This window comes from Dialister sp. UBA1703 (genome assembly GCA_002320515.1).
In the GTDB taxonomy this organism is placed as follows: Bacteria; Bacillota; Negativicutes; order Veillonellales; family Dialisteraceae; genus Dialister.
The window spans coordinates 1-19,716 of sequence record DCJJ01000156.1; the positions used below are offsets into that span (position 1 = coordinate 1).

Here is a 19,716-nt window from a genome sequence, read left to right on the forward strand (position 1 = left end):
GAATTTTTATCCAATCGACCTCATAAGTTTCCTTAAATAGCTTGCTATTCGCGTCGACTTATTCCTTGCATTGAATAAAAATTCAAGAATGAAATCCGATAACGATTTAATCAGCGCTTCCCTAGCGACCTGAGAATCGTGTGACACGCTTCACATCGTGGCGAAGGTGGTGGCGTCAGCCACCAAAGGGGGGCGGGCCCATAAGGCCCGAAATTAAACAGGGCTTCGCCGAAGGCCTTGAGGGTTCTCAGGTTTAACAGCGGCTGCGCCGCTGAGGGTTATGGAATCGCCCTTCGGACGATACATATAAAATCAGCGTTACGTGCTATCCTTCCTGCCTCTCACTGTCATCCTGAGCGCCAGCGAAGGATCGACGGTCGACCAGTTAAAAGGAAGGCCCTTTTATGGGCAGACTAAGGGCCAACTTTAGCCGACTTGCGCATTCTATACAGAATGCGCACAGTACGGAGCATATGAGACAAATGGCATTAAATACCGGTCAGCAGGAAGGCCGCCTTGCGGCTGACCCCTTCCGGCTCGCTGCACTCGCCACCTTCCCCTGAAACAGGGGTGGGCAAGGGATGTAGTGACGCGGTTCCTTTTTCCTCCATAAACTTGCCCACCCCCCCGCACTCGGGGGGGGTGGGGGACCACGTAGTGGTGGAAGGGGGAGGCCGCCGCAGGCGGCCAGGACTGTGAAAAAATGTTCAATCATTTCTTCACAGCCTCCTGATTTGACTCTTTCGTGAATAGCCGCCAATGGCGGCGCCTTTGCTGCGCAAAGGCCTATCCTCAGCCCTGTCGGGCAGCTCCTTCCAAAGGAAGGGCTGCGTTATGTGCTTTCCCTTTCTCCCCACATGAACGCCAAAAGCCTAGAATGAACCGATTGTATCGATAAATTCTAGGCTTTTTATTTCATGGAGCCGGCAACAGGATTTGAACCTGCGACCTACGCATTACGAATGCGCCGCTCTACCAGCTGAGCTATACCGGCATGGACATATATATATTACAGGAGTAGCCCCTGTTTGTCAAACTGAATTTTCTTTCGCAGTTCCGCTGAGCTCCTATTTTTCTAAATAAAAAAATCCGCCCACCGCGGATAAAAAATGGAGCGGGTGAAGGGAATCGAACCCTCGTAACCAGCTTGGAAGGCTGGCGCTCTACCATTGAGCTACACCCGCATAAATGGTCGGAGCAGCAGGATTTGAACCTGCGACCCCTTGGTCCCGAACCAAGTGCGCTACCAAACTGCGCTATGCCCCGACAACGTAATTGATTATACCAGCAGTCCCCTATTCTGTCAATGGACTTTTTAGAAAAAATATCTTTATGTTTTCTTTTCAGCCTGTGGTATAATAATAGCAGTGAGACAGCCGTTTATATATTCCTTGGCGAGGAAACGGCTCCCTCAATATTTGTAGTATTTGAAGAAAGCCTTCCCGCAGCCTGGACAGGCTTTTTTCATGCACTAATTACTTAGACATGATTGTGGCAACAAGAATTCCGAAAGCAATCATCAGAGATAATGCTTCGTACATATTCATAGTGCCACCCCCTCTCCACTTTCATTTTGAGGGGTAAAGCCGTGCAATATAAGCCAGCTGTCTCACCATAAACGATTATATCATATGATAAAGAAATAATGTTCTTGTATTTTTTATTTCAACCTGTGGTATAATAACGATAGCGAGACAGCCGTTGCATATTCCTTGGCCAGAAGGAAACGGCTCCCTCAAGTTTGTAAGATTGAAGAAAGCCTCCTTAAGCCTATGGGTAGGCTTTTTTCATGCCTTATTTAGACATGATTGTGGCGACTAAGATTCCGAAAGCAATCATCAGAGATAATGTTTCGTACATATTCATAGTGCCACCCCCTCTCCATTTTCATTTTGAGGGGAATAAAAGCCGCGCAATGCAAAGAGCTGCCTCGCCATCGTTATTATACCATTACAAAACATTTTACCAAAGAAAAATCCCGGAGCTCCCCGACAGGGCCCTCCGGGATTTTGATTTTAATAGTCTTCATCCCAGGCGTTGATATATACCGGTTCCAGTTCCATCATTTTCTGCTGGTCTTCAGTGAAATGCTTTTTCAGAATCACTGCTTCATACACGAAATCCCGGAAATAGGCTTCTGAGCACACAAAGTACCCGTTGTCCCCCACGTCCTTGCCCCAGGAGTTTTCGATTTTCCAGCGGTCCGGATTTCCTTTTTCATCCAAGTGCACACCGGTGATAAGCATGGCGTGGGTGGCGGAGCTGGCACCGTATTCGAGGCGCTTTCCTTTTTCCATGTCCATGGAGAAACCGCCCAGCAGGTCTTCATACCTCACGCTTTCCGGATCCCACACCCCTTCTTTTCTGGCGCCTGCCGCACCGGCATCGCAGGCAAACCATACCGCTTCGCCGGCCTTGAGCTGCTTCACGCAGAGGTCTTCCATGTCATGGCCGGTGAGATTCAGGCCCCGCATGTCCCGGCCCACCATGTTTTCCACCCCATGGAATGCAATGACCCGGCCCAGGGGCTTGTCAAAGGTGGGCTCATTGATGACCGCCATGTAATCCTTCAGGGAAATGCCCACATATTTCCTGTAGAATTCCAGCGGCGTGAGGCCCCGGTCCTCATGGAAATTGTTGTCCTTATCCCTGTAGGTGAAATCAAATGTCCTCACCGGTTCACCGAAGGCGATGCATTCTGCCCGGTACACCTCTTCCAGCATTTCCGCCTTTCTGGCATAGGGGTCTTTTCCTGTCTTCACCAGCTCCCGGAGTTCCATGGCATCTTTACGGAGGAGCCGGTTCAGCGTAGAAACGAAACGGTCAGTATGGCCGGACTGATAGGTTTCCGGCTGCACCTGCTTAGGCACCACACCGTACTTTTCCACCAGATCCGCCGCTTCCGTCCAGTAGCCGCCGTCGCTCATGCCGCGGAGCACATACTGCATAAGCTGTCCCTTCACCGGCGCATCTGCATTTGCAATCACCATTTCAAGGAAATTGTTCGCTTTCTCCAGCTTGTCATAGAAGGAAAGGTAATTCTGGGACAGCTCAAACTGATCCAGATGGCACTTTTCTGCCACCTTTTCCCTGAGAATGTTCAGCGCCGCAAAGAGCCAGCAGCGCCCAGACTGTTCCTGGGCCGTAATCCCCCGGGTCTTCACTTCCATTGTGAAGGCCCCTTTCAGGGCCGCTCCCTTCCCAGGATGATAGGCCAGATTCATCATATCCGTCTTCGCCAGAGTGCCATGCAGCACCTGGGCATTTTTATCTGCTTCATAGGATTGACGAAATGTCTGAAGCAGGGTATCTGAAATATCTTTCATCATATTCCTCCTTTGGGCCGCTTTGCGGCCCGGATTCAGATGGTTCATAGGGTTGTGGTATCGGCCTTACGGTGCACAGCGAACACATTTTGAAGGAGCGCTAGCGACGCGCAAAATGTAGTGAGTCGTTTCCCCTTTAGGGGGCGATGAGTTTTATAATCAGCGTTACGTGCTATCCTTCCTGCCTCCCACTTGTCATCCTGAGCGCCAGCGAAGGATCTCGGTAGTTTAAGCATATGAGACAAATACCAGTCGGCAGGAAGGAGCCGTTTGGCGGTCACGCCAGCATAGAGTGTCAATCCGACTTACAGCCTCCTACGCCCCTGCGCCGCTCCGCAGTCCTCTTCTTCATGGAAAAGCATGTCACTGGATTCTCAGGTTGCTTCACTCCCCTACGAATCCAGTTCCCTTGCCACCCTAAAGGGGACGCAAGACGTTACGGGATTTGCGTTTGTGTTACCAGTTCTGCATGACGGAGTGCTATATTATCCTTCCCCAGTAAGAGAGTGTCACTTAAAGGGCGGCACGATCAGTTGAGAAGTCACTAGCTCACCAGCTCACCAGCCCACCAGCCCACCAGCCCACCAGTTCACTGATTTACCTGATTTCCCACCCGTGGCAGGCGATTTCGATGACCGTTTCACAAGCCTTTAACAGCGAAGGTATGGGCAGGTATTCGAAGCGGCTGTGGAAGTTGGCACCGCCGGTGAAGATGTTCGGGCAGGGCAGGCCCTTGAAGGAAAGCTGGGCACCGTCGGTACCGCCGCGGATGGGAAGTTCCACCGGCGTGACGCCCACTTTTTTCATGGACTTTCTGGCCAGCTCCACAATATCCATGTGGCCGTCCCGGATAATGTCAAGCATATTGAAATACACATCATGAAGTGTCACTTCCACCGTGCCTTTTTCGTATTTCTCATTCAGGAAATCGGCCATGCGCAGCAGATACTGTTTCCTCTTTTCAAATTTCGCCCGGTCATGGTCACGGACCAGCATATCCAGCCTGCATTCCTCCACAGAGCCGCTGATTTTATAGACATGAAAGAAGCCTTCCCGGCCTTCCGTGCATTCCGGTTTCTCCCCTTCCGGCAGCAGGGACTGCCACTCAGAAGCAATGGAAATGGCATTCACCATTTTGCCCTTGGCGTCTCCCGTATGGACGCTCCGGCCGTGAATCACCACCACCGGATTGGCGACATTGAAATTTTCATACTCCAGACCGCCGATTTCGCCGCCATCAATGGTATAGGCAAAGTCAGCGCCAAATTTCTTCACATCAAAACGAAGGGGGCTGCGGCCCGTTTCCTCATCCGGCGTGAAGGCGATGCGGATTTTCCCGTGCTTTATCTCCGGATGGGCCAGAAGGTACTCCATGGCGCTCACAATAGCCGTCACCCCCGCCTTGTCATCAGCTCCCAAAAGGGTGGTGCCGTCGGTGACGATGATATCCTGGCCTTTGTATTTCAAAATTTCCGGGAAATCCTTCGTCGAAAAGAGGATGTTCTTTTCCTCATTCAGGCAGATATCCTTCCCGTCATAGTCATGAACCACCCGGCTTTTGATGGGACCACCGGGAGCATCGGGGCTGGTATCCATGTGGGAAATGAAACCTACCACACTGCCCTCTGCGCCGTTAGCCGGAAGGGTGGCCATGACATAGCCGTTTTCATCCAGACTCACCTCTGTCAGCCCCAGCTGCTCCAGCTCCTCCTTCAAATGACGGGCCAGCACCATCTGCCCCGGCGTACTGGGGTACACCTGGTCATTGTCCTCGTCGGACTGGGTGTTATAGGAAACATAATCCTCAAACCGTTTCAAAATCTTTTCTGTATCTAATTCCAAAGGTACCACCTCTTATTTTTATTTGCATCCATCATATACCAAACAGGAGGGAACTGCAAAGGGGGCGCCTGCAGGCGCCCCCTNNNTTGACGGGGCTTCGCCCCGAGGGTTGTGGTGGCGGCCATTGGACAGCGCCTTTGGCGCTGAGGGTTCAGAGGGTTCAGAGGGTTCAAAAGGTTCAGAGGGGAAGGTGGCGGCTCCGCCGCAGTTTATAGCCCCTTCCCCTGGAAGGCAGAAGCCCTGCAGAGGGCTTCTGAGCCGGGCTAATATGTGAGCATAGCCTGCACATAAAGCGAACACCTTAATGCCCGGCCGTCGGTGGCACCGTAGGCGCCGAAGGAACAGCGTCAGTTCTTTTGCTAAAAAATACGGACCTATCCTCAGCCCTTTCGGGCAGCTCCTTCCTAGGGAAGGAGCCTAACGTTACGTGCTTTTCTTCCTGCCTTCCACGCAAAAAGCCCCGCGGAGCGGAGCTTTTTGGGGAAACAGTTATTTTTCCTTTTCATCCTCTTTGATAACCCTTACGCGCTGGATGGTGGGTCTGCCATTTCTATCCTTGCGGATGGTATCAATGCGGATATACTTCATTTCGCTGCTGAATTCTTTGGCCAGCCTGTCCAGGGTGCCGTCCTTGTTCAGGGACGGATTAGCAGCGGCGCCGGCCATAATGGCCCGGTACACAATGGCTGCGAATTCATAGCGGGTCATCATGCGGTCGCCGGCGAAGTTCCCGTCAGGATAGCCGGTGAGAATGCCGGCCTGTCTCAGCCGAGTGACATACTCATAGGCCCAGTGGTTGGCCGGTACATCAGGGAAGAGATCGTCACTGCCGGAGAGCTCACCGGCATTAACGCCGGTAAGCTTATCAATAAGGGCGCTCTGCTGGTTCACCACAGCTTTCAAGGCAGCCACGTCCTTTTTGAGATCCTTGATTTCCTTGGCCATGGCCACCCGGGAGGTGGACACATGGTTGCCCTGGCCCAGTTTCACACTGACGCCGGCATTCACCATATTTTCACCGCCACCGAAGGAGCCGCCCACGCTGAACATGGTGTCCTCGTTAGGCCGATAGAATGCACCTACTGCAGCTGCATTGGCATCCTTGTAATGGCCGTAGCCGGCGGAAAAGTCCCATTTGTCATCAGGATCAAAGTCCAGCGGATGGAGAGCCGCCAGAGCTGCCGCATTGGCGCCCACACGGTTCACCCGGGTATCCAGCTTGTTCACTGCGTAATTCGTAGCATTCAGCTGGCTCACATTGACTGCATCATCCGGCGCCTGGCCCGGTGCCACATGGTGAATCTGGTTGCCGCCCATGTTGACATTGCCGTCCTGAACGGTGATATTGCGGCTGGCATCGCCGGTATGGATGGTGAGGCCACCGTTGTTAATAGTCGTGTTGCCCGTGGTGACGCTAGTGAGACCTGTCAGGTCTTTGGCCAGACGGACGTTCAGCGTATCATCGGCGTCTTTTACGATACCGATATTGTTATCACTGCTTACATCCTTGGCACCGCCCTGGATCTTCAGGGTATCGCCCAGGCCTACGGTCACATCCTGGCCATCATCGCCCTGGAAGACCCGGCCGCTCTTCACCTTGTCGCTGACCGTCTTCAGCTGGTCTTCCGTGGCGGCCCGGCCGTTCTGGATGTGTTCACCATCCCAGTTCCTGTTGTCCAGGCCGTTCAGGAAATTGCCCGTGGCCGGGTTCTTGTCCCCAGCCCCATTGGCCTGTTGGCCCAGGGTCAGGGTCTTGTCTCCGGAACCGATGGTCACCTGGCCATTGGAGCCATGGATGGCCACCTGCTTATTGGGATCGTCGCCCAGGGTGATATCATCGTTCAGGTTCACCGTATGGTCATCATTCACGGTGATGTTCTTGCCGTTCCTGGCCGCAGAAGCCTGAGCTTCCTGCTGGGCCAGCTGCTTCACATCCCCGATGCTGGCCGCATTGTTGTCGCCGGCATCGGCATACTGTTTCCCATCGATGCCGCTGGCGATGTTGGTGATCTGCTTGGATCCGCCGTTGATACCCTGATTCGTAATGGTGATGTCACCGACTTTCACCTTGTTGGTATCCACTCCATTCTGATTGATGGTGGTGTTCCCGGCTTTGACACTGCCGTCATTACCAAGATCCACATCTTTGTTCAATCCCACTTTGATGGCGCCGTTGTCAATGGAGGTCTTGATGTTGCCTGCTTTTTCTACAGACCCATCAGTTTTGTAAGTGGTATTGCCCTTGATCTGGATGGCCTTGCCGAGGTCCTGTTTCACAATCTTATCATCGCCTTTTTCATCAGAGGTCAGCGCAAAACGGTCAGCGCAAAACCGCCGCCCTGTGTCTGATTCGTGATGGACCCGGCAATATCGCGGAGCTGGCCTTCCGTGGCGGCACGGTTTTCCGTCACATGATCCTTATCCCACTTGGTGTTATCAAGACCGGTGATATAGTTGCCGTTGGCCGGATTTTTGGTATCAGAATTAGTCTGTCCGCCAATGGTGATTTTCGTGTCACCGCCCACCGTGACTTTGGTGAAGTCCGGGGTATCGGTCATGACGATTTCCAGACCATCTTTGGTTGCATTCTGGCGGACACCCAGATTCTTGGTGGATGCCTTGGCTACAGCGTCTTTATCCAATCCTCCTTTAATGGATAACGTTTCATTCAGCTTCCGGGTGACTTCCTGGTCGTCATTACCAACGAACTTCAGACCGTCATCCATGGTAGCGACTTCATAGGTGTTGTCGCCGCTCTTGTACTGGATGCGCGGAGCCTGCTCAATGATCGTTTCCTTGCCACTGGAGTCCTTGACAGTAGTCGATACATTCTTCGTACTATCCAGCGTCGGGGCTTTGAGGTCCGTCGTGATGTCGATGGAGATACCATCCTTGCCCGGCGTACCGTCAGCACCCTTCGGGCCGGTCAGGCCGATATGGCCTTCACCGTTATGGCCGGAAATGGAGACCGCATCTTTGCCGTCCGTTCCGGAAATGCCGACTTTGCCGTCAGTTCCGTCAGCGCCGTTCGGGCCGGTGATGGAAACGCCGTCTGCGCCATCCTTACTGGTGACGAAGAGGCCGTCTTTGCCATCTTTGCCCGGCTCGCCATCGTGGCCGATGACAACGGTGGTGCCGCCCTTGGTTTCCACAGTGACTTTGCCGTCTTTACCGTCCACACCCGGCTCGCCCTTCTGGCCGATGGCCAGCTGGTCGTTGAGCTTGATGTTGTAGGTCAGCACGCCATCGCTGTCTTTCTTAGCCGCAATCATCAGGTTGCCGCCGGTGGAATCATAGTCGCCGTATGCGCCGACCGTGGCGCTTGGAGTAGCTTCGGCGGGGTTGGACTTGTCGTTCACTGTAACCACGGTGCGCTTGCCGGCGGCAGTGGTGGCATTGCCGATGGCTTTGCTGACCTTGGCCAGCTGGTCTTCCGTAGCCGCCCGGCCGCTGACGTATTCCGGATTCGTTACATTCCAGTCCGTGTTAGACAGGCCCGTTGCATAGCTGCCGGCTCCGGCCTTGTTGCCGGAAGGATTGGTGCCATCCCTGGTCATATCCAGGGTATCTCCGGCAAACCAGCCGATCTGGGCTTTTCCGGCGGTCAGATTGCCGTTTTCTCCCAAGTTGGGCGTATTGACCAGCTGGATGGTCAGTTTGCCATCTTCCAGCTCATTGATGCCGATATTGTTCTCTGTCAGCTTGCTCTTATCTGCACCGCCTACGAACTGGAGCTGTTCATTGAGCTTCTTGGTGATGACTTTGTTGTCGTCGCCAGAAAATTTCAATCCGTCGTCCAAGGTGGCTACGGTATGGCTGCCATCCTTACCATCTACTTTATCCTGGTCGTTCTGGTAAACGATGCGGGTGATGTCCTTGCCATCCACGCCGGGTTTGCCAGTGGCCCCGTTTTCACCGGGCTGGCCTTTTTCGGTGCGGATGATGGTGGTGGTAATGCCTTCTTTGCCATTCTCACCTTTCACACCATTCTTGCCGTTGATGCCGATGGTGCCGGCCTGGCCGACTTCGCCATCCGCACCGGCTACACCATCCTTGCCTGCCTGACCCACGGTGACGCCGTCAGCAGAGATATTCCTGTCCATGAGCACATGGATGGTGGTATTGCCATCTGCATCCTGTTCCACAGAAGTCAGCAGGTTCTTGCCGGAATAGTCCTGCAGATTCTTCGTACCGGCACCGATGACATTGATGGTGCTGCCCAGCTGGTTGGTCACCGGGTTGCCGCCGCCATCTTTCGCCATCTTGTTGGCGCCGAACTGGAGAACTTTGCCCAGTCCTTCAAAGCCGCCGATGGTGATGTCGCTGGCATCCGTTCCATCCCCATTCTGGACCCTCAGAGTCACTGTACCGTTTTTCGTATCAACCGTATACTTGCCATCGGAACCAGCTACCGGGTTCTGCACCAGATGGAGATCATGTTTCAGTACATTGCCCAAATCGATGGAAATCTTTTGGGGATTGCTTTTTTCATCCCTGTCATTCCGGGTCAGTTCCAGTGTCTTCCCATCATCAGTTACCGTTCCATTTGTCACATAATAGTCGTGAAGGCCAGTGATTTCAATATTTGAGGTCTTATGGTTTTCTGTCAGGGTAAGTTTTCCCGTACCATCATTGACCGTAGGCTGACCATTGTCGCTACCGCCATCAGTGTGATAGGCCACTTCCCCGCCAGTAACGTATACATCATCGGCAACGGTACCCTGCTTAATGTCGTCCGCGACTTTTTTCAGCTGGTCTTCCGTAGCCGCACGGCCGCTCTGGATTTTGTTGCTGTCCCAGTTGGTGTTCTTTAACCCTGTAATGTAATCATTTTCATCCGGGTTGGCACTGTCTCCCCCAGACTGTTTGCCAATCACGATGCCGCCGCTGTAGGTGGTACCGGTCTTGGCTCCGCCTACCCGCACGGTATTGAACCGCACATCGTTGGCGGTGGCAATGGTCACGTTATCCGCGTTGTCTTTATCACCGGCAATGGTGATGTTCTGGCCCTGGATAAGATTGACCTTCGGGCTGTCCGGTGTCACGGCTTTCTGTTTCTTGCCGTTCACATCCAGCTCCCAGCCCTTGTTCACTGTGTCGATCACCGGCTGGACGGTGCTGCTGGCGATATTCTTCACATCGCCGATATTGGCGCCATTGCTGAGCGTATTATATTCGTAAGTCTTATTTCCCTTGTCATCTTCCGTGATTTTAGAGGCACCACTGCCCATATTGTTGACCTGGTTATCTCCAAAGGCTACCTTGTCTCCCAGGACAATCACATTTTTGCTGCTGTCATCGTCTGATTTCCTGATGGTCAGGCCCTTGTCATCCATGGTAGTCTTGCCTGTCTGGACGGACTGCAGGTCTTTGAGGTTCTTGGCCAGTTTCACCGTCAGGGTGTTGGTGCCATTGGAGACGACGCCGATGTTGTTATCAGTGAGATTGTCTTTATCAGTTACGCCGCCGTTGATGGTGGTCTTTTCGTTCATCTTGCGACCAAAGCCGGTAGTATCTTTCGTACCGCCGGTCTTGATGTCGCCGGCATAGATCTGGCCGTCATCCATGGTGGCCAGGTCGTGGATGATACCTTCGCCGTCATGGTAGTGGAGGCGGACCATGCCGGTGCTGCCATCGGCCATGGTGACGTTTTTGTTTGGATTCAGACTGGCATCCCGGTAATGGGCATCCAACCGGGCAGAGGCGGTATTGCCTGCCTGGTCCTTGGTGGTGGTATCCTTCGGGCTCAGGTTGACGCTGGTAGCTGTGACAATGTTGAACGTCGGGTTCTCATCCATCTTGATGGTGATATCCCCATTGTTGGCAATCTCCGTGGTCAGGTTCGTGGTGGCATAATGACGCGAAGTATCCGCATCGTTTGCCTTGATGGAGATCGTATCGCCAAGCTGGCGGTTCACGACCTTATAACCCTTGTAGTTGTCCGAGGTGTTATTTGCATCCTTTGTATTGGTGGTAAAGCTCAGGCCCTTGGCAATGGTATCTGCGTTATTCTTGATATTGGTAGCGTTGTTAGTGATGTTACTGGCATTGGTCGTCACATCACCGGATACCGTTGCCAGCTCATCTTCGGTCGCTGCACGACCGCTGACATACTCCGGACTCTTTGTATCCCACTTCGTGTTGGTCAGGCCCGTGACATAGTCGCCTGCATCGGCATACTTACCGGTCTCAGCGCCGTTCTGGGTAGTCTTGAGCGTGCCTGCGTCCGTATGGCCGATTTTGGCCGTGCCGGCCGTGACCGTGTTGAGGCCCGTGACATCCCGGTTGAGCTTGATCTCGAGCTTGCCCTTCTGGGTAATGTTGCCCTTGTCGTCTTCCACAGCCGGAGTGGCCACGACGCCGATATTGTTGTCGGACAGATTATTGGTATCCGCACCGCCGGTAACGTCCATGGTGGAATTCAGCTTGTGCTTCACCACCACTTTCTCCTGCGTGTTCGGCTTCACATTATCGCCGGCGTAATTGATGCCATCGTCGAGTACAGCAATGGTGTGGACGCCCTGGATTTCGCCGCCGTTGCCGGAAGAGGAAATATAGTACATACGGGTGATACCATCGTTGCCATGTTCCTTAGAGTTCTGGGTGTATACATGAACCTGGGACAAGTCGTTGTTAATCAAATGAAGTGTGCCGCTGCCCTGATTATCCGTACCAATTACAGCTCTTTCCTGCTGATCCTTGTTGTAGGTGCTGATATGGCCATTAGAAATGGTCACTTTTTCATTGTTCTGTCCTTCGGATGGATTGGGATTGTAGAAGGTAGCACTGTCAAAGGTCGGAGTCTTGCTGACGGCCACAGTAATGGTCTTGCTGTCCTTGGACGTGGAGACAATGGCATTGTCCTTGCCCTCGAAGTCCAGGGTATCGCCGTTGAGGATGGAGCTGGAAATACTGCCATCGTTCTGGGTGGTGACTTTGAAACCCGCTGCCTTGAGCTGGGCCACATTGACGGCATCCGTATCCTGGGAACCTGCAGCCACGCCGGTGATCTGGCGAGTCAAGGTGCTGCCGTTGCCGACAGCGATAGCATTAGCACTGGAAACCCACGCCGTAGATTTATTGGTGGTATCTCCCTTCGTCAGCATATCATAGCCCTTGGCTCCGCTCTTGCGGTCTGCCACTGCCCCGCTGCCCAGGGCCACGCTATCCTCCAGTGTCGCCTGGGCGTCCTTGCCAATGGCGGCGGCATTGGTGGCTGTAGCCGACACACTGCCGCCCAGGGCGGCCAGAGAGTTCTTGGCGGCGGCGATGGAGCTAACACCAAAGGCCGTGGAGGCTTCGCCGGAAGCAATGCTGTTTTCGCCCCAGACGGTGGCATTGGCATTGCTCAGGATATGATAGCCATTGGCACCGGCGTTGGCCTTTTTCAGCGTTACGTTCGTAAGAGCCGTATCACCGACTGTCACTTTACCGTCGGTTCCAATAGTGGCAGAGCGGATATCGCCGCGATAGTCACGAATATAGGTATTACCGTCATCCCCCTGCAGCAGCACATAGTTATGCGTCTCGCCGCCGGGTACGGTGTAGGTTACGGATTTTGTATGGCTGCTGCCATCCGTATAGGCCAGATTTCCCCGGGCGTCCATCTTTTCCCGGGAAAGTTCGATGGGATTGCCGTTCTCGTCTTTGACCACACGGCCTTTGGCATTGGTCTTGTAGATGATGTTGGTATAGGCACCGTTATCATCCAATACTGCACCGGCTACGTTGTCGGTGCCAAAAGCTACGGTGTTCATGCCAGCGGCCACGGTGCTGTTGCCAAAAGCGGTGGAATATTCGCCCAGGGCTTCCGTACGGTTGCCGAAGGCAGTGGAACCATAATTGTTGGCCCTGGCTTCATTGCCAAAGGCCGTGGAATTCTGCCCGGAAGCTGTTGCCAACTGGCCAAAAGCCGTGGAGTTGGCACCGGATGTGGTGGTACGTTCCCCAAAGGCGGTGGCCCGTTTCTCCTTGGCCGTGGTCTGCCAGCCAAAAGAAGTGGCATTAGCCCCGGAAGCCGTGGTCCGTTCCCCGAAGGATACCGCATTGTCCCCGCTGGCCACGTTGTTGGCCTGCTCGGCAGTAGTATCCGTTTGCTGGCCGCCAAAAGCCAGGGCATACCGGCCCATTGCCGTACCGTACTGGCCTATGACCGTAGCGCCATAGCCGTCAGCCTTGGCACCATAGCCTATGGCAACAGCGTTTTCACCCGTAGACTTGGCGCTGACGCCGGCGGCAAGAGCATTGCTGCCCTGAGCGCCGCCGTTACTATAGTTGGTATCGGTATCCGTCTTTACAGAGTTGACGCTGTAATCATGAACTGTGGTTATATCCGCAGCTCCTACAAATGCCATGCCCATCAGTGCCGCCATGACAGCAGCAGTTAAAGTTCGTCCATATTCTCTTCTTATTTTGGGAGCTGGAGTACCACTCCCGCTGGATTTGGCCAGTTCCGAAACTACTACGTAGCAGCCTCGTGCTTTACTGAAAATGATTTTAAATATTTTATTCATTCTATCTCCTCCATTAAAGTGACTCACGCCTGTCATGGAGAAAATCCTATGACAAAGCCGTGTTTTTTTTATTCAATCAGATATATGTATTTCTCTGCTTTGCTGACTGATACCCGTAGTCTTCCGATAATAATCTCCTTTTTACTTTTATATTGTTATGAAAGAGATGAAGTTATTTACCTTTGATTACTTTTTGCATACAAAAAGCAGGAACGAAGCCGGCGCCCCTTCCGGCTTCAGTTCCTGCGTATTTATAGACTCCACTGTCTCGGGAAGGGTCATGGATTCAAAGCATTTGATTTCACAGAAATCTGTATGCACCCCAATGCTTTGGGATTTCTGACAAAACCGACAGTTTTCGTCATCCTGTTTTCTTCATGCATACAAATACCGGAATACAATCAGCGCGCCAAGAATCGAAGCTTCCCTGAAGGATGAATCAATGCTATCCTTTGCGTTAAGGATAGCATTAAAACGCGAGTGAATCAATGTATTAGCTTTTATAACGTAACAATTTATGTCTTTTATGCTCAAAGAGCAATTACTCATTCATAAAATTTACTTTTATGGAGATAATAGCTGGCGGTCCCTGCCCCTATTCCCGCTTCTTCCACTGAAAGGGCAGAACGGAGAAATCTCACTCCTCAAATGACAGAAACGCCACTCCGCCTCGTCATTTCGACCGTAGCCGGTCAGCCGCCAATAGGAAAGCCTCTTATTGTGCAGGCTAGAGGCCAACTTCGGCTGACTTGGAAACTCTATGCAGAGTCTCCACAGAGTGGAGAAATCTCACTCCTTGATGGTACAGAGAACATTGGGGCAGGAGATCTCTCGGCTCTGCGTATCAATAGTTACTAAAGGTTTTGCCATCCATACCGGCACGTTCCCCCGCTCGAGATGACGATAGCGGCGGGCCGCATATCATCATATGACAGTAAAAAAGACTGCGAAGAAATGATTGACCTTTCTTCACAGTCTTTTTTGATTTCCTGTATCAGCCTACGATGTTGAGGGCGTATACGCTGTATTCTTTTTCGAGGGCTTCTGCTTTCTTGCTGATTTCGATCTGCAGGTCGGAGGCGGTGTCATAGTCATCGGCTTCGAGGGCGTCTTTCAGTTTGGTGCAGAGGGACTTGCCTGTCTTGGTGTCTTTGATGAGTTCGTATTTCTTATCAAGGATGTCTGCCCAGCGTTCTTCGTCCAGTTCGTCTTCGCTTGGGAGTTTTTTGAAGCCTTTGACCAGGGCTTCGGTGGCCGGGATGATGCGGTCGATGAGTTCGTTCTTCCAGCGGTATACGATGGAGGCTACGAAGGAGTCTACGATGGTGGCGCTCAAGGTGCCGCCTGCTTCGATGACTGCCACTTTGTCGGGATTGGCTTTCATGGTCTTTACGTTTTCCCAAACGGTGGCCGGCGGTTTGCCGAAGGCTGCGTCTCTTTCTTCCTGGGTGAAGTCTTCGAATACGTTGTCTTCGCAGCGATAGGCTCTGCCTTCTTCCAGGTAGTCTGCTTTTTCGCCCGGTTTCTTGGAGAGTTCTGCCAGGAGTTCTGCCGGAGTCTTGTCTGATGTTACGGCGTAGGTGATGCCGTCAAGGGCGGAGAGGAAGAGGCAGGAGGCTGCCAGGTAGGTGTTGGTGAAGGGGTTCGGTGCACGGAGTTCGAATCTGGTGGCTTTCGGGTTGTCGATGTCTCTGACAAGGCCGATGAGGATGGTTCTGTTACGAGACGGAACTTCGGGGTTGTGGCCCAGGGAGGTGACGATGCAGACCGGTGCTTCGAAGCCCGGTTTCAGGCGGTTGAAGGCGTCGGTGGTGGAGGAAACGAAGGGGTTGGTAGCTTCGTAGTTCTTCAGGATGCCCATGATGAAGCCATAGCCTACGGTGGAGAGGAAGTCCGATTTCATTTCGGTGGGAGCCAGGAGGTTGATGGTCTTGCCGTTTTTCAGGGTGGCGCAGATGCCTACGTGGGTGTGTTCGCCGCTGCCGGCTACGCCGATAATGGGTTTTGCCTGGAAGGAAACGTCGAGGCCGTATTTGCGGAATACTTCACGGATGATGATGCGGGCTTCCAGTTCGTTGTCTGCTGCCTGGAGGGGGTTCATGGAGAATCTCCAGTCCAGTTCCAACTGTTCGCAAACGTCTACGGTGTGGCCGGCGTCGTCAACTTTCGGTTTGATCCCGCCCACTTCTTTGTGGCCCATTTCCACGCTCATGCCGCGGGCGTCCAGTTCTTCGATGGCTTCTTCCATGGCGGTACGGACGTTGCCGCGCATTCTCTGCCAGTACTGTTCCTGCAGTCTCTGGGAAATGGAGAGGTGCTGGATGGTTTCTTTTTCACTGGGGGTCTTAACCCAGAATTCCAGTTCCGTGCCGATGGTGAATTCAATGTCAGCGATGTCATCGAAAGGTACGTCTTCCATACCCTTGACTTTCCTGCCGCCGGCGAGGAGGCCTTTCAGCTTGGCAGCTACGAAGGCACAGGAGTCTTTCAAAATGGAGCGGGAGTCGATGAATTTGCCGTTGTGGAGGAGGAAGCATGGAATGCGGAGGGTGCCTACGGGACGGCCATTATCGTAAATATTGTCTTCGTTGTAGTCGATGTACCAGTTCACAGAGGGGTCGGCCACCATATCTACCCGGGCATCGTTCAGGGTGGCGATGTTCATGAGGACTACGGAGGAGCCGTCAGTCTGTACGGCGGTGCCGGCGAAGAAGTCGTCGTAGTTCTTGAGGAACAGTTCAATCGGTACCTTTTCATCGGTATCGTTGCCTGCCAGGTCGATGCCTACCAGGGATACGAAGCGGATTTCCGGATGGGTTCTGAGAAGTGCCAGTACGCCTTCTTTGCCAAATTCACCGGTGGGAATATAATACAGTAAGTCCTTGTTCATTTTGAATTCCTCCTAATAATAATATTTTGAATATCCTTGCAATCATGTCCGGGACTGTCCCCCTACGGATATATTTCCGGGAATCCCAGGACTGATGAGAAATACCTCTTTTTCCAGTTCTTCATCATTTTTCCCTCCTATATAGATGGATTTTTTATATATTCGGAAATAGAAAATGACCCATCCTTTGTAGGAATGGGTCATCATTGGCCTGATGTTCAGCTTTATGAAATCGAATCAGTCGAGGATGTTCAGAGCGTACACGTGATATTCCTTTTCCAGGGCCTGGGCTTTTTTCATCATTTCCAGCTGCAGGTCGGAAGCGGTGTCGTAGTCATCTTTTTCCAGCGCTTCTTTCAGCCTGGTGCAGATGCATTTTTCATCGTCCAGATCCTTGGCCAGTTCCACCCTTTTGGCTTTGATGGATTTCCAGCGTCTTTCATCGATTTTATCATCATTATCCAGTTTTTTGTATCCTCTCACTGCCGCTTCCACGCCGGGGATAATCCGGTCGATGAGCTCGTTCTTCCAGCGGTATACGATGGAAGCCAGGAAGGAGTCCACAATCTTTTCGGAGAGTGTGCCCCCTCTGGTGAGGGCTGCCACTTTATCGGGATTGGCTTTCATAATCTTCACGTTTTCCCAGACGGTGGCCGGCGGTTTGCCGAAGGCTGCGTCCCTTTCTTCATCGCTGAAGTCTTCGAAAACGTTTTCTTCGCAGCGGTAGGCTCTGTCTTTTTCCAGATAGTCTGCGTCTTCTCCCGGTTTCTTGGAGAGTTCTGCCAGAAGTTCTGCTGCCGACTTGCCGGATTTCAGGGCATATTCGATGCCGTCCAGGGCGGTGAGGTAGAGGCAGGATACGCAGAGGTAGGTATTGGTAAAGGGGTTCGGAGCGCGGAGCTCGAATCTCGTAGCTTTCGGATTGTCAATATCCCGGATAAGGCCCATGAGGATGGAGCGGTTGCGGGACGGTACTTCCGGCGTATGGCCCAGGGAAGTGACGATGCACACCGGTGCTTCAAAGCCCGGTTTCAGACGGTTGAAGGCGTCGGTGGTGGAGGAAACGAAGGGGTTGGTGGCTTCATAGTTATGAAGGATGCCCATAATGAATCCGTAGCCGATGGTGGACAGGAAATCGGATTTCATGTCTTCCGGCGCCAGAAGGTTGATGGTTTTGCCGTTCTTCAGGAGGGCAGCAATACCTACATGGGTATGTTCGCCGCTGCCGGCTACGCCGATAATCGGTTTTGCACGGAAGGATACGTCAAGGCCGTTCCGGCGGAAGACTTCACGCACCACGATGCGGGCTTCCAGTTCATTATCTGCTGCCTGCAGGGGGTTGGTGGAGAAGAGCCAGTCCAGTTCCAGCTGTTCGCATACGTCGAAAATATGGCCATCGTCGTCGATTTTGGACTTGATGCCCCCTACTTCCTTATGGCCCATTTCTACATGGAGGCCCCGGGCATCCAGTTCTTCAATGGTCTGTTCCATGGCGGTACGGACATTGCCGCGCATACGCTGCCAGTACTGTTCCTGGAGGCGCTGGGAAATGGAAAGGTGCTGCACCGTTTCCTTTTCACTGGGTGTCTTCACCCAGAATTCAAGCTCCGTGCCGGTGGTGAATACGATATCCTGGATTTCAGAGAAGGGGAAGTTTTCCATGCCCTTCACCTGGGCACCCAGAAGCAGTTTTTTCAGTTCTTTTGCCACATATTCGCAGGAGTTTTTAAGAATGGAACGGGAATCAATAAACTTGCCGTTATGGATAAGGAAGCAGGGAATCCGAAGGGTTCCTACAGGAAGTCCCGTTTCTTCCATCACATTATCATCGTTATAATCCACATACCAGTTCACCGTGCTGTCGGCTACCATGTCCACCCGGGCATCGTTCAGGGTGGCGATATTCATAAATACTACGGAAGAGCCGTCTGTCTGCACAGCTTTGCCGGCAAAGAAATCTTCATAGTCCTTCATGAAAATCTCGATGGGGATTTTTTCATCGGTATCATTGCCTGCCAGATCGATGCCTACCAGAGACACGAACCGGATTTCCGGATGCTGTGCCAACAGGGAAAGAACCCCTTCCTTACCATATTGACCGGCCGGAATGCAGTACAACAATTCTTTGTTCATTTGAGTCCTCCTAATAGACTTAAATCGTTCCATTTTTTTACATTTATAAATCCCTATGTGTTTCAAAAGAAAATGACCCATTCCCTAAGGAATGAGTCATCTTTGACGCAGCATATGAACTTATGTAATAAGAATACACCACGTGTCTTACTTTTGTCAAGCCTTTCTGCTCAGGCCAGCAGTTTGCGGACGATCCCATTGATCATCTTGCCGTCTGCCTTGCCTTTGAGCTTTGCCATGACCGCTTTCATCACAGAACCCATATTTCTCTGCCCAGGATCCAAAGCGTCGATTGTTTCTTTCACAATCTTCTCTACTTCTTCTGCAGACATTTCTGCCGGCAGGTACTTTTCCAGTACTTCGATTTCCGCTTTGGTCTGTTTAACCAGGTCTTCTCTTCCGGAACCGGCAATTTCAGCAAGGGTTTCCTTCCTCTGCTTTACTTCCTTCCGGAGAACGGCAAGAACCTGATCATCATTGAAGTCAGCGTGTCCGTCGTCGATTTCAGCCTGCCGGATATGAGCACGGGCCATGCGGATCGTGTTCAGAGCAAGCCTACCTTCTTCTTTTGCTTTCATGGCTGTCTTCATGTCAGCCATAAGCTGTTCTTTAATTGACAAAACTAATCACCTTACAACCTGTCATTACTTATACTTACGTTTTCTTGCGGCTTCAGATTTCAGTTTACGTCTTACGCTGGGCTTTTCATAATGTTCACGTTTTCTTACTTCAGAAAGAACCCCGGCTTTTTGGCAGGAACGTTTAAATCTGCGAAGAGCACTATCAAGAGATTCGCCCTTTTGAACTTTGATCTCAGACATCTATATCCCTCCCTCCCAATAAGACTGATGGGGTGCTATTGCACACTTATAAATTATAAATTACATTGCCCTATCTGTCAATTTATTTTTTTGAGAGGGTAAGTGTCAAGTTTTCCTCGGTAATTCATTTGACTGTCGATGATTACTATCTCCGTGGCTTCGGTTTTATCAGTATTTCTGTATAGCTCTGG

At 52.2% G+C, this 19,716-nt stretch carries 11 protein-coding genes and 3 tRNA genes; all 14 read right to left on the minus strand.

The features are described from left to right. Nucleotides 1-488 precede the first annotated feature (488 nt). The 14 genes from B2Y11_RS07020 to rpsU all read right to left on the minus strand — a co-directional run bounded on the left by B2Y11_RS07020 (nt 489) and on the right by rpsU (nt 19,525). The gene (locus B2Y11_RS07020) at nt 489-611 is read right to left on the minus strand and encodes a hypothetical protein (protein ID WP_291057686.1); all 123 of its coding nucleotides are present in this window, start codon (nt 609-611) and stop codon (nt 489-491) included. 307 nt (nt 612-918) lie between these two features. After that, nucleotides 919-994 (minus strand) — tRNA-Thr (locus tag B2Y11_RS07025). Between the two features lie 116 nt (nt 995-1,110). Beyond that, nucleotides 1,111-1,184 (minus strand) — tRNA-Gly (locus tag B2Y11_RS07030). A 5-nt stretch (nt 1,185-1,189) separates the two neighbouring features. Beyond that, a tRNA-Pro gene (locus tag B2Y11_RS07035) sits at nt 1,190-1,266 on the minus strand. Between the two features lie 209 nt (nt 1,267-1,475). Beyond that, nucleotides 1,476-1,547 carry a putative holin-like toxin gene (locus B2Y11_RS08795; protein WP_353888830.1) on the minus strand — a complete coding sequence of 24 codons (72 nt, stop codon included), beginning with the start codon at nt 1,545-1,547 and terminating at the stop codon, nt 1,476-1,478. Nucleotides 1,548-1,794: 247 nt separating this feature from the next. Continuing rightward, nucleotides 1,795-1,866 carry a putative holin-like toxin gene (locus tag B2Y11_RS08800; protein WP_353888831.1) on the minus strand — a complete coding sequence of 24 codons (72 nt, stop codon included), beginning with the start codon at nt 1,864-1,866 and terminating at the stop codon, nt 1,795-1,797. Nucleotides 1,867-2,015: 149 nt separating this feature from the next. Next, the gene (locus B2Y11_RS07040) at nt 2,016-3,329 is read right to left on the minus strand and encodes an aminopeptidase C (RefSeq protein WP_291057688.1); all 1,314 of its coding nucleotides are present in this window, start codon (nt 3,327-3,329) and stop codon (nt 2,016-2,018) included. Nucleotides 3,330-3,923: 594 nt separating this feature from the next. Further along, nucleotides 3,924-5,168: a peptidase T gene (pepT, locus tag B2Y11_RS07045; RefSeq protein ID WP_291057690.1), complete on the minus strand. Its 1,245-nt coding sequence runs from the start codon at nt 5,166-5,168 to the stop codon at nt 3,924-3,926. A gap of 489 nt (nt 5,169-5,657) precedes the next feature. Continuing rightward, the gene (locus B2Y11_RS07050) at nt 5,658-7,445 is read right to left on the minus strand and encodes a YadA-like family protein (protein WP_291057692.1); all 1,788 of its coding nucleotides are present in this window, start codon (nt 7,443-7,445) and stop codon (nt 5,658-5,660) included. A 29-nt stretch (nt 7,446-7,474) separates the two neighbouring features. Then, the gene (locus B2Y11_RS07055; RefSeq protein WP_291057694.1) at nt 7,475-13,681 is read right to left on the minus strand and encodes an ESPR-type extended signal peptide-containing protein; all 6,207 of its coding nucleotides are present in this window, start codon (nt 13,679-13,681) and stop codon (nt 7,475-7,477) included. 994 nt (nt 13,682-14,675) lie between these two features. Beyond that, nucleotides 14,676-16,571: a glutamine synthetase gene (locus B2Y11_RS07060; protein ID WP_291057696.1), complete on the minus strand. Its 1,896-nt coding sequence runs from the start codon at nt 16,569-16,571 to the stop codon at nt 14,676-14,678. 237 nt (nt 16,572-16,808) lie between these two features. Next, nucleotides 16,809-18,704 (minus strand): glutamine synthetase, encoded by a 1,896-nt coding sequence (locus tag B2Y11_RS07065; RefSeq protein WP_291057698.1) that lies wholly within the window; start codon nt 18,702-18,704, stop codon nt 16,809-16,811. Between the two features lie 170 nt (nt 18,705-18,874). Further along, nucleotides 18,875-19,324 carry a GatB/YqeY domain-containing protein gene (locus tag B2Y11_RS07070; RefSeq protein WP_291057700.1) on the minus strand — a complete coding sequence of 150 codons (450 nt, stop codon included), beginning with the start codon at nt 19,322-19,324 and terminating at the stop codon, nt 18,875-18,877. Nucleotides 19,325-19,348: 24 nt separating this feature from the next. Then, nucleotides 19,349-19,525, minus strand: coding sequence for a 30S ribosomal protein S21 (gene rpsU / locus B2Y11_RS07075; RefSeq protein ID WP_008858603.1), 177 nt, complete (start codon nt 19,523-19,525; stop codon nt 19,349-19,351). Nucleotides 19,526-19,716: the final 191 nt, after the last annotated feature.